Consider the following 11,655-nt stretch of genomic DNA (forward strand, 5'->3'; position numbering starts at 1 on the left):
CTTGCTGTTGCGATTCCCGAATCCCGAATCCCCAATCCCGCCCTCAAAGTACATACACGAACAGAAACAGCGCCAGCCACACCACGTCGACGAAGTGCCAATACCATGCGGCCGCTTCGAAGGCGAAGTGGTTGTCTCGGCTGAAGTGCCCCTTCGCCGCGCGCAGCCACATCACCGCGAGCATGATCGTGCCCAGCAACACGTGCATGCCGTGGAAACCGGTCAGCATGAAAAAGGTCGAGCCGTAGATGCCCGAGCCTAGCGTGAGATTGAGCTCGGTATAGGCATGGATATATTCCTCGGCTTGCAGGAAGAGGAACACGCAGCCCAACAGCACGGTCAACCCCAGCCACAACAGCAGCGCGCCGCGGCGCCCGCCCTTGAGCGCGTGGTGGGCGATGGTCAAGGTCACGCCGGAGCTGAGCAGGATCAGCGTATTGATCAGCGGCAGGCCCCAGGCTGGGATGGTCTGGAACTGCCCACCGATGGTGCCCGGGCCATTGGTCGGCCAGGCAGCGGAATAGCCGTTCCACAGCAGCTCGTTGGTCATCACGCCGTCGCCTTCCCCGCCCAGCCACGGCAGCGTCAGCACACGCGTGTAGAACAGCGCGCCGAAGAAAGCGCAGAAAAACATCACCTCGGAAAAGATGAACCACACCATCCCCATGCGGAACGAGCCATCCACCTGGCGGTTGTAATGCCCGGCATTGGATTCGCGGATGACATCGCCAAACCACATGAACAACGTCGCCAGCAGCATTGCCACGCCGCCGAAGAAGGTCCAGCGTCCCCACGCCGCGTCGTTGAGCCAGCTGGCCACGCCGATCATCATCACGAACATGGCAATCGACCCGACAAAGGGCCATTTGCTCTGGCTCGGGACGAAATACGCATCGGCGTTGGGACTGTGGTCGGCCATGGCGTTGCTTCCGTGTCGTGGTGCGGGTGGATGGAAGGTTACGGCGCAGCGCGTGGCGCGCCAGCTGCGCCTCCGCCCTGCAGTTCGGAGGTCAGCGCGTCGTTGCGATAGAACGTGTAGGACAGGGTGATCGTAGTGACTTCCGGCGGCAGTGCCGGGTCGACGATGAAACGCAGCGGCATGTCGCGCGTTTCGCCGGCCTGCAAGGTCTGCGCGGTAAAGCAGAAGCACTCGGTCTTGTTGAAGTAGCCCGACGCACGCGCAGGTGCAACCGAGGGCACCGCACTGCCCACCACCGCACGTGCACCATCGTTGCGCGCGAAATACAGCGCCTCGTTGAGCTCGCCCGGCACCACATCCATCGTCATCTGTTCGGGATGGAAGGTCCACGGCAGTTTGGAGTTGACCCCGCCATCGAACTCCACGCGCACCGTGCGCTTGCCGGCGGCAGGTGGCGCGCCCGCGTTCGCGCGCGTGCTGCCGGGTGCACGTTCCATGCGGATGCCAAACACTTTCTCGCAGGCGATGCGGTAGAGCGGCACCAGGGAGAACGTCAGCACGAACACACCCAGCACCACGCCCAGCAGCTTGAACAAGCCGGCCGTCGGCGCGTGTGCGGGCGCGCGGGCACTCACCGCCCGATGACTCCCGAGGCGATGAAGCCTGCATAGATCAGCAACGCAATGATGCCGACCGTGATCGCGGTGCGACGCACGGCGCGGCGTTGTTGCGCCTGCCGTTCCGCAGCAGATAGCAGACGCGTCACCGCCGGCTCCGAGGCGGACTCAGTGGCCGATGTCTTCATGCGCAAGATCTCCAGGCTTGATCACCGGCGGCACGGTGAAGGTATGCGCCGGGGCGGGTGACGGCACCGTCCACTCCAGGCCCTTGGCGCCTTCCCAGGAGCGCGCCTGTGCACGTGCGCCACTGCGCAGCGAGGACAGCAGGATCGCGGCCATCAGGAACGGCGTGACGAACATGCCGAACGCACCGATCGAACTGACCAGGTTCCAGTCGGCGAACACCACGTTGTAGTCGGGAATGCGCCGCGGCATGCCGGCCAAGCCAAGGAAGTGCTGCGGGAAGAACAGCAGGTTGACGAACACCATCGTCCACCAGAAGTGCACCTTGGCCCAGGTCTCGTTGTACATCCGCCCGGTCCATTTGGGCCACCAGTAGTACACCGCCGCGATCAACGCGAACACTGCGCCGGTCACCAGCACATAGTGGAAATGCGCCACCACGAAGTAGGTGTCGTGATACTGGAAGTCCGCCGGCACGATCGCCAGCATCAGCCCGGAAAAGCCTCCGATGCTGAACAGGATCACGAAGGCCACGGCCCAAAGCATCGGCGACTCGAAGGTCAGCGAGCCTTTCCACATCGTGCTGACCCAGTTGAACACCTTCACCCCGGTCGGGATGGAGATCAGCATGGTGGCGAACATGAAATAGATTTCGCCACCGAGCGGCATGCCTACGGTGAACATGTGATGCGCCCACACGATAAAGCTCAGGAACGCGATCGCTGCGATGGCGTACACCATCGCCTGGTAGCCGAACAACGGCTTGCGGCTGAAGGTCGGAATGATCTCGCTGACCACGCCGAACGCCGGCAGGATCATGATGTACACCTCCGGGTGCCCGAAGAACCAGAAGATGTGTTGATACATCACCGGATCGCCGCCGCCGGCCGCGTTGAAGAAACTGGTGCCGAAGAACTTGTCGGTCAGCAACATGGTTACTGCACCGGCCAGCACCGGCATCACCGCGATCAGCAGGAACGCGGTGATCAGCCAGGCCCAGCAGAAGATCGGCATCTTCAGCAGATCGATGCCCGGCGCGCGCATGTTGAGCACAGTGGCGATGATGTTGATCGCGCCCATGATCGAACTGACGCCGGCCACATGGATCGCAAACACGCTGAAGGCGACGTTGTAGCCGCCCTGCAGCGACAGCGGTGGGTACAGCGTCCAGCCGCCGGCCGGCGCGCCCCCCGGCAGGAACAGCGTCAGCAGCAGCAGGGTAAAGGCGACCGGCAGCAACCAGAACGACCAGTTGTTCATGCGCGGCAACGCCATGTCCGGCGCACCGATCTGCAACGGAATCATCCAGTTGGCCAAACCGACGAAAGCCGGCATCACGCCGCCGAAGATCATCACCAGTGCATGCACGGTGGTCATCTGGTTGAAGAACTCCGGTTTGACGAACTGCAAGCCGGGCTGCATCAATTCGGCGCGAATCACCACGCTCATCGCCGCGCCGATGATGAACATCACGAAGGAAAACAGCAGGTACAGCGTGCCGATATCCTTGTGATTGGTCGAAAAGAACCAGCGCTCGACGAAACCGGGCTGGTGGTGTCCGTGGTGATCGACTGCGGTATGCGCCATGACGGAACGACCTCTGCGAAGCGAGCGGTTGCGGGCGATTAAAGAGCGGCGGTCGGTGTTGCGGCCGGTGCCGGTGCCGGTGCCGCAGCCGGCGCGGTGTCACCTGCCGGGGCGGCCGGTGCACCGGCCGGCGTCGGTGCGGCGGCTGGCGCCGCTTCCGGCGCTGCGCCTGACGTACTGCGACGCGACGCCAGCCAGCGCTGGAAGTCAGCCTTGGGCAGTGCCTCCACCACGATCGGCATGAAGCCATGATCCTTGCCGCACAACTCGGCGCACTGCCCGCGATACACGCCCGGCTGCTCGATGTTGGTCCAGGCTTCGTTGACGATGCCGGGAATCGCATCTTGCTTCCATCCCAGCGCCGGCACCCACCAGGCGTGGATCACATCGTCGGCAGTAATCACGAAGCGGATCTTGGTATTGACCGGCAGCACCAGGCGGTTGTCGACATCCAGCAGGTAATGCGGCTGCGAGGCCGCGGTGGGGCGCTCGCCGCTTTGGCGGATACGATCGGACTCGCGTGCCAGGCGACTGGTGAATTCCACGCCCTGGCCCAGATATTCGTACTTCCACATCCACTGATAACCGGTCACCTTGACCGTCATTTCCGATTCGCGGGTGTCGTACATCGCGATCAGTTTTGCCGTCGCCGGCCACGCCATCGCGATCAGCACCAGAACCGGAATCACCGTCCACAACACTTCAGCGGTGATGTTGTGACTGAATTGCGCAGCCACCGCCCCCTTGGACTTGCGGAACTTGAACATCGCATAGCCCATCGCCGAGAACACCAGCGCGCCAATCACCACGCACACCCACAGCGCCACCATATGCGCCTCGTAGGCCATGCGCGCGGTCTGGGTCACCCCGCGCCCCATGTTGAGCTGCCATTCCTTTGGATCGGCCGATTGCGCCCAGGCCACCGGCGCGCTCAGCAGCGCCGCCATCGCCAGGCCCACGTGTTTGCAGGTGTTGATCGACTTCCAGCTGCTGCGTTGCGTCATTGCCTAGACCCTTACGTCATCGGTGACGGCCATTGGCGGCCGCGAGCAAGCGTTTGAGCGTTGTTGCCAGTTCCACACGTTCGGCCGGCCCGAGAAAACTTCCGATCTCGATCTGCTTGCCGCTGCTGACCAGCAACACCCTGTCATCGCGTTCGATGCAAAGCCGCACCCAGTGCGGATGTGCCTGAAACGCTGGTGGCGCATGCCCGGACGGAAACACCTCGACAACGGCCTCCCCCACCCGGATCGCTTCCTCGCGCTCGCCACTTCGCCACAACTGCCGCAGCGCCAGCGCCACCACACCACTGTGCACCAGGGCAAACACCGGCGCGAACGCATTGCCGGTCCACCACCCCAGGCCTGCAAATAACCACATCGTTCCCGCCAACACTGCGAACAGCTGCACGAATTGCCTGGCCGACAGTGCCCGCGGAGGCCGCAACCGCAGCTGCGTCCCAACCCCTTCGGACATCAACGGCAGCACTTCGATCATAAACAGCACGCAGCGCACTGCGAGAATAGCCCGATGGTAGACCCGCGCCAACACATGCGGCAAGCATTTCCAGCGATCAAAAATTTGCTGCAGTGCAGCTAAAAGTGCGCGCAAATCAATCACTTCCGCGTTGCTCGACAATGGCCGTGCCGGCACGCTGTGTCGCGCACCTGCGGTGGCGGCATGCACAAAACGGCGGGAAAGCCGCCGCTTCCACACAAGTGCGCACGCGGTCTGGCTCACTAGAATGCGCAGAGAATCCAAGGCACCTTTCGCATGAACGCACAGTTCGACCCGCTTGCCTCTACCTCAGTCGCGCACCCGCTGTTGGCGCCCGAACTGCCCGCCGCACCTGGCGCATTGCGCGCCGCCATGACCGCCGCCTGGCTCAAGGACGAAACCGAGCACGTGCGTGAACTGCTCGAGCAGGCACGCCTGCCTGCCGCCGAGCAAGCCAAGGTGCAGGCGATCGCGGCCGACCTGGTGACCCGTGTGCGGGCACGTGCGCAGAATCAGGGCGCCATCGAGGCCTTCATGCGCCAATACGACCTGGGTAGCGAAGAAGGCGTGCTGCTGATGTGCGTGGCCGAGGCACTGCTGCGCATTCCTGACCAGGACACCGCCGACAAGCTGATCCGCGACAAGCTCGGCGATGCGGATTGGAAAAAGCATATGGGTGGCAGCGATTCGGTGCTGGTCAACGCCTCCACCTGGGGCCTGATGCTGACCGGCCAGTTGGTGCAGCTCAACGACCTCACCCGCGCCGATGTGCCGGGCGCCTTCAAACGCCTGATCGGCCGCGTTGGCGAGCCGGTGATTCGCCTGGCCTTACGCCAGGCCATGAAGATCATGGGCCATCAGTTCGTCATGGGCCGCACCATCGGCGAAGCGCTGTCGCGTTCGCGCAAGGGCGACAACGCCAACTACCGCTATTCGTTCGACATGCTTGGCGAAGGCGCGCTCACCATGAAGGATGCGCAGCGCTATCTGCAGGCGTATCGCGATGCGATTCATGCGATCGGCCGCAGCGGCAGTTTCGTCGGTACCGATGTATTCGCCGCGCCCAGCATCTCGATCAAGCTGTCGGCGCTGTACCCGCGTTACGAGCACGCCAAGCGCGCCCGCGTGATGGCAGAGCTGGTGCCGGGCGTGCTGGAACTTGCGCAGTTGGCCAAGTCCTACGGCATCGGCTACACCGTCGACGCCGAGGAAGCCGATCGGCTGGAACTGTCGCTGGACATCATCGAGGCCACCTTCTCCGACCCGTCATTGGATGGCTGGGAGGGCTATGGTCTGGCGGTGCAGGCGTATCAGAAACGCACGCCGTACACGATCGATTTTCTTGCCGATCTGGCGCGCCGTGTCGGGCGACGCATTCCGGTGCGCCTGGTCAAAGGCGCGTACTGGGACGCAGAGATCAAGCGCGCCCAGATCGAAGGACATTCCGGCTACCCGGTGTTTACGCGTAAGCAAAATACCGACGTGTCGTACCTGGCATGCGCACGTCGCATGTTCGCGCACAGCGACGCGCTCTACCCGATGTTCGCCACGCACAACGCGCAGACCATTGCCGCAGTCCGCGCGATTGCGGCAGGCAAGACCTACGAGCACCAGAAACTGCACGGCATGGGCGATGACCTGTATGCCGAGGTGATTCCTGCCGATCGTCTCGATCTGCCATGCCGCGTCTACGCACCGGTCGGCTCGCACGAAGATCTGCTGCCATATCTGGTACGTCGCCTGCTCGAAAACGGCGCCAATTCAAGCTTCGTCAATCGCATCACCGACGAGGATGTCGCCATCGAAGACCTCATCCGCGACCCGGTCGAAGCGGTAACGTCATTTACTTCCATCCCGCATCCCAAGATTCCACTGCCAGCCGATGTGCTGCGTAGCCAGAACCAGAACAGGAAAAACTCCATGGGCGCCAATCTCGCCAACGACAACGATCTGCGCCAGCTCGCCGAGCAACTCAACGCTGCGATCAAACCGTGGAAGGCCACGCCCCTGGTGCCTGGTGCGGTGATCAGCACGCCTGGCCAAGCGGTGTTGAATCCGGCAGATCGCCGCGAGACGGTTGGACAGTGGCACCCGGCCGATCCGGATACTGTCCAGAAGTCGCTGGCCAGCGCTGCGGCCGCGCAACCGGCCTGGAACCGCACACCTGCGGCCAGCCGCGCCACCATCCTGGAACATGCGGCCGATCTGCTCGAAACGCGCATGCCCGACTTCATGGCGATCTGCGTCAAGGAAGCCGGCAAGACGCTGCCCGACGCAGTGGCCGAAGTCCGCGAGGCCGTCGATTTCCTGCGCTATTACGCCGGCCAGGCGCGTGCGCAGTTCGGTGCACCCGAGCGCCTGCCCGGGCCAACCGGCGAATCCAACGAGCTGCAGCTGCACGGGCGTGGCGTCTTTGTCTGCATCAGTCCGTGGAACTTCCCCTTGGCGATCTTCCTCGGTCAGGTCGCCGCAGCGCTGGCGGCCGGCAATACGGTCATCGCCAAACCGGCCGAGCAGACCAACCTGATTGGCTTTGCAGCGGTCAAGCTGCTGCACGAAGCCGGCGTGCCGGAAGCGGCGGTGCAGTTCCTGCCAGGTGACGGCGCTACCGTTGGTGCTGCGCTGACTAACGACCCGCGCGTTGCCGGCGTCGCGTTCACCGGTTCTACCGAAACCGCACGCATCATCAACCGCACCCTGGCCGCACGCGATGCCGCCATCGGCGTCTTGATCGCCGAAACCGGCGGCCAGAACGCCTTCATCGCCGACTCGTCCTCGTTGCCCGAAGCAGTGGTCAAGGACGCCATCTCCAGTGCCTTCATCTCGGCCGGGCAGCGCTGCTCCGCGGCGCGCGTCCTGTTCGTCCAGGACGACATCGCCGACAAGGTCATGACGATGCTGGCCGGTGCAATGGGCGAGTTGAAGATCGGTGATCCGGGCCTGCTCTCGACCGACGTTGGCCCCGTGATCGATGCTGATGCGCTCAAGATTCTCGACGATCACGCTGCACGCATGGATCGCGAAGCGCGTCTGATCGGGAGCACCACCCTGGACGCCAGCACTGCGCATGGCAGCTTCTTCGCTCCACGTGCCTATGAGCTGACATCGCTGTCCCAGCTGCAACGCGAAATTTTCGGGCCGGTGCTGCATGTAATTCGCTGGAAGGCCGACCAGCTCGATGCCGTCATCGAGCAGATCAATGCGACCGGTTACGGCCTCACGTTGGGTGTCCACTCGCGTATCGATGAGACGATCGACCGCATCACCTCGCGCGTGGTGGTAGGCAACGTCTACGTCAATCGCAACCAGATCGGCGCCGTGGTCGGCGTACAACCGTTCGGCGGCCAGGGCCTGTCCGGCACCGGTCCCAAGGCCGGCGGCCCGCATTACTTGCTGCGTTTTGCTACCGAGAAGGTCGTCACCGTCAACACCACCGCAGCAGGCGGTAACGCCTCGCTGCTGACATTGGCGACTGATACCAGCCAGCAGATCATGGCCTCAGCGCCAATCGGTCAGTCCCCACCGATTGCAGCCAGATGTACTGTCAGCACGACAAAAAATCCCGCTTAGGCGGGGTTTTTTGTTCGTTGGGCGCAGTGTTTCAAGCTGTCAGTGGTGGTGAATATCCCAACGACATAAAGCATCGGCCCCCACTTGGCGAAGCCGGCGCGAATTCGCGGTGTACTTCCCCATCTGTTCGAGTCGGCCGCTCCAGATGTGCTCCCCCCGCGGCGCACATCGCTGGATTCGATCCAATACTTATCGGATACCTTCACCGCACACCGTGATGCCACTGGTGCCTTCGATTTGGTCTCATCAAGATGTGGGAAACATTGCAGATGCCGTGACCGGTCTGCTCTAGGCCGTCCTTTGTATCAAGGACAGGCGGGCAAGGACATCGGCCGAGCGAGGCTATCGGGGGCGCTGTCTTTGATCGGCTCCAGCGACCGCCGCGCGGCGCGTCTGGCATTGGCCAGGCGGTTTGGCGGCCAAGAGAAGCTGTAGGTGCCAGTAGCCCGCCGGTTGCGGAGAGCGCGTGCTTTGTGTTGCGGGGCATTCGCAGCCCCGGCCGTACGGGCGCCCTGACCCTGACCCTGCTACCACGAAGGCGATGTCGGCACCGATGGCCAGCGGCGCAGGGTAAGCGGGCCAGGCGGTTGGGGGAGCGCGGTGCTGCGGATAAGGTGACTAACTTCCCACCGCCAGGCGATTGCGGCGGTTATCTCATGCGCTGTGCTACTGCCGCACCTCGGTCACCGCCGGCTTCGGGCGCCCTGAGGCCATCCCGACTGGGTCCTGCATCAATTTGGGCGCAAAAAGAAACCCTCAGTCCTTGCGGACTGAGGGTTCCGGGGTAAAGCCCCTGGCGATGACCTACTCTCGCATGGCTTGAGCCACACTACCATCGGCGCAGCTGCGTTTCACTTCCGAGTTCGGGATGGGATCGGGTGGTTCCACAGCGCTAATTTCACCAGGGAGACGGTTGGAGCGTCGCCAGTTGCTGCTTCCTCAAACGTGAGCACGGGTGTGCCTGGGTTTGCGTGTGGAAGCACCTACGGCGCTCAGCCTCGCATAGTTAACTTGTGACGTAGCTTGCATTTGATGATCTACCAACGTTCGTTGGGACCAAGGCAACTTGAGGTTATATGGTCAAGCCGCACGGATCATTAGTATCAGTTAGCTCAATACATTGCTGTACTTACACACCTGACCTATCAACCACGTAGTCTACATGGTTCCTTTAGGGGGCTTGTGCCCCGGGAAGTCTCATCTTGAGGCGCGCTTCCCGCTTAGATGCTTTCAGCGGTTATCGCTTCCGAACATAGCTACCCGGCAATGCCACTGGCGTGACAACCGGAACACCAGAGGTTCGTCCACTCCGGTCCTCTCGTACTAGGAGCAGCCCCTCTCAAACTTCCAACGCCCATGGCAGATAGGGACCGAACTGTCTCACGACGTTCTGAACCCAGCTCGCGTACCACTTTAAATGGCGAACAGCCATACCCTTGGGACCGACTACAGCCCCAGGATGTGATGAGCCGACATCGAGGTGCCAAACACCGCCGTCGATATGAACTCTTGGGCGGTATCAGCCTGTTATCCCCGGAGTACCTTTTATCCGTTGAGCGATGGCCCTTCCATACAGAACCACCGGATCACTAAGACCTACTTTCGTACCTGCTTGATCCGTCGATCTTGCAGTCAAGCACGCTTATGCCTTTGCACACAGTGCGCGATGTCCGACCGCGCTGAGCGTACCTTCGTGCTCCTCCGTTACTCTTTAGGAGGAGACCGCCCCAGTCAAACTACCCACCATACACGGTCCCTGATCCGGATAACGGACCTAGGTTAGAACGTCAAGCACGACAGGGTGGTATTTCAAGGATGGCTCCACTGCAGCTAGCGCCACAGTTTCATAGCCTCCCACCTATCCTACACAGACGAACTCAGCGTTCAGTGTAAAGCTATAGTAAAGGTTCACGGGGTCTTTCCGTCTTGCCACGGGAACGCTGCATCTTCACAGCGATTTCAATTTCACTGAGTCTCGGGTGGAGACAGCGCCGCTGTCGTTACGCCATTCGTGCAGGTCGGAACTTACCCGACAAGGAATTTCGCTACCTTAGGACCGTTATAGTTACGGCCGCCGTTTACTGGGGCTTCGATCAAGAGCTTCGCCTTGCGGCTGACCCCATCAATTAACCTTCCAGCACCGGGCAGGCGTCACACCCTATACGTCCACTTTCGTGTTTGCAGAGTGCTGTGTTTTTGATAAACAGTCGCAGCGGCCTGGTTTCTGCGACCCTCTTCAGCTATAGCTCGCACGAGCCACCAAAAAGGGTGCACCTTCTCCCGAAGTTACGGTGCCATGTTGCCTAGTTCCTTCACCCGAGTTCTCTCAAGCGCCTGAGAATTCTCATCCTACCCACCTGTGTCGGTTTACGGTACGGTCTTCGTGAGCTGAAGCTTAGGAGCTTTTCCTGGAAGCGTGGTATCAGTGACTTCGCCAAAAAGGCTCGTCTCGGTGCTCGGTCTTAAAGGATCCCGGATTTGCCAAAGATCCAAACCTACCGCCTTTCCCCGGGACAACCAACGCCCGGTACACCTAACCTTCTCCGTCCCTCCATCGCACTCACGCGAGGTGCAGGAATATTAACCTGCTTCCCATCGACTACGGCTTTCGCCCTCGCCTTAGGGACCGACTAACCCTGCGTCGATTAACGTTGCGCAAGGAAACCTTGGGCTTTCGGCGTGCGGGCTTTTCACCCGCATTATCGTTACTCATGTCAGCATTCGCACTTCCGATACCTCCAGCAGACTTCTCAATCCACCTTCGCAGGCTTACGGAACGCTCCTCTACCGCGCATAAAACAAGTTTTATGCACCCCAAGCTTCGGTTCACTGCTTAGCCCCGTTAAATCTTCCGCGCAGACCGACTCGACCAGTGAGCTATTACGCTTTCTTTAAAGGGTGGCTGCTTCTAAGCCAACCTCCTGGCTGTCTATGCCTTTCCACATCGTTTTCCACTTAGCAGTGAATTTGGGACCTTAGCTGTGGGTCTGGGTTGTTTCCCTTTTCACGACGGACGTTAGCACCCGCCGTGTGTCTCCCATACAGTCCGTCTCGGTATTCGGAGTTTGCAATGGTTTGGTAAGTCGCGATGACCCCCTAGCCATAACAGTGCTCTACCCCCGAGAGGATACATATGAGGCGCTACCTAAATAGCTTTCGAGGAGAACCAGCTATCTCCGGGTTCGATTAGCTTTTCACTCCTAATCACAGCTCATCCCCGTCTTTTGCAACAGACGTGGGTTCGGGCCTCCAGTACCTGTTACGGCACCTTCACCCTGG

General features: G+C 61.3%; 6 protein-coding genes, 2 rRNA genes and 1 pseudogene (1 of these 9 cut by a window edge). 1 reads left to right on the forward strand and 8 read right to left on the reverse strand.

Annotation, left to right across the window (positions count from 1 at the left end; genetic code table 11):
• Positions 1–43: 43 nt before the first annotated feature.
• The 6 genes from ACCQ00_RS18855 to ACCQ00_RS18880 are packed head-to-tail and all read right to left on the reverse strand — an operon-like array spanning position 44 to position 4,806.
• On the reverse strand, positions 44–919 hold the full coding sequence (locus ACCQ00_RS18855; protein ID WP_372354005.1) for a cytochrome c oxidase subunit 3: 876 nt from the start codon (positions 917–919) through the stop codon (positions 44–46).
• Positions 920–957: 38 nt separating this feature from the next.
• Positions 958–1,554, reverse strand: a complete 597-nt coding sequence (locus tag ACCQ00_RS18860) for a cytochrome c oxidase assembly protein (protein WP_017157719.1) — start codon at positions 1,552–1,554, stop codon at positions 958–960.
• A complete protein-coding gene (locus ACCQ00_RS18865; protein WP_003484652.1) occupies positions 1,551–1,724 on the reverse strand; it encodes a hypothetical protein in 174 nt (57 codons plus the stop codon). Before ACCQ00_RS18865 ends, ACCQ00_RS18860 begins: the two co-directional genes overlap by 4 nt.
• The gene (gene ctaD, locus ACCQ00_RS18870) at positions 1,705–3,309 is read right to left on the reverse strand and encodes a cytochrome c oxidase subunit I (protein ID WP_005911527.1); all 1,605 of its coding nucleotides are present in this window, start codon (positions 3,307–3,309) and stop codon (positions 1,705–1,707) included. The genes ACCQ00_RS18865 and ctaD overlap by 20 nt, the downstream gene beginning before the upstream one ends.
• Positions 3,310–3,347: 38 nt before the next feature.
• On the reverse strand, positions 3,348–4,313 hold the full coding sequence (gene coxB / locus ACCQ00_RS18875) for a cytochrome c oxidase subunit II (RefSeq protein WP_039573371.1): 966 nt from the start codon (positions 4,311–4,313) through the stop codon (positions 3,348–3,350).
• A gap of 16 nt (positions 4,314–4,329) precedes the next feature.
• Entirely contained in the window at positions 4,330–4,806 is a 477-nt protein-coding gene (locus tag ACCQ00_RS18880) for a DUF2244 domain-containing protein (protein WP_017157717.1), read from the reverse strand.
• Positions 4,807–5,082: 276 nt separating this feature from the next.
• Between ACCQ00_RS18880 and putA the strand changes: the two are divergent.
• Positions 5,083–8,274: pseudogene (putA, locus tag ACCQ00_RS18885) on the forward strand (bifunctional proline dehydrogenase/L-glutamate gamma-semialdehyde dehydrogenase PutA); the annotation flags it as partial.
• A gap of 893 nt (positions 8,275–9,167) precedes the next feature.
• Here the strand turns inward: putA and rrf are convergent.
• Together rrf and ACCQ00_RS18895 are read right to left on the reverse strand one after the other, a co-directional pair.
• A 5S ribosomal RNA gene (gene rrf / locus ACCQ00_RS18890) occupies positions 9,168–9,282 on the reverse strand.
• Between the two features lie 170 nt (positions 9,283–9,452).
• Positions 9,453–11,655: ribosomal RNA gene (locus ACCQ00_RS18895) — 23S ribosomal RNA — on the reverse strand (it continues 678 nt past the right edge of the window).

Source organism: Xanthomonas sp. NCPPB 3761, from assembly GCF_041475705.2.
GTDB lineage: Bacteria > Pseudomonadota > Gammaproteobacteria > Xanthomonadales > Xanthomonadaceae > Xanthomonas > Xanthomonas phaseoli.

Coding starts and splice junctions, on each gene's coding strand:
- ACCQ00_RS18855 (WP_372354005.1), bottom strand. CDS start 919: ATGGCCGACCACAGTCCCAACGCCGATGCGTATTTCGTCCCGAGCCAG.
- ACCQ00_RS18865 (WP_003484652.1), bottom strand. CDS start 1,724: ATGAAGACATCGGCCACTGAGTCCGCCTCGGAGCCGGCGGTGACGCGT.
- ctaD (WP_005911527.1), bottom strand. CDS start 3,309: ATGGCGCATACCGCAGTCGATCACCACGGACACCACCAGCCCGGTTTC.
- coxB (WP_039573371.1), bottom strand. CDS start 4,313: ATGACGCAACGCAGCAGCTGGAAGTCGATCAACACCTGCAAACACGTG.
- ACCQ00_RS18880 (WP_017157717.1), bottom strand. CDS start 4,806: ATGATCGAAGTGCTGCCGTTGATGTCCGAAGGGGTTGGGACGCAGCTG.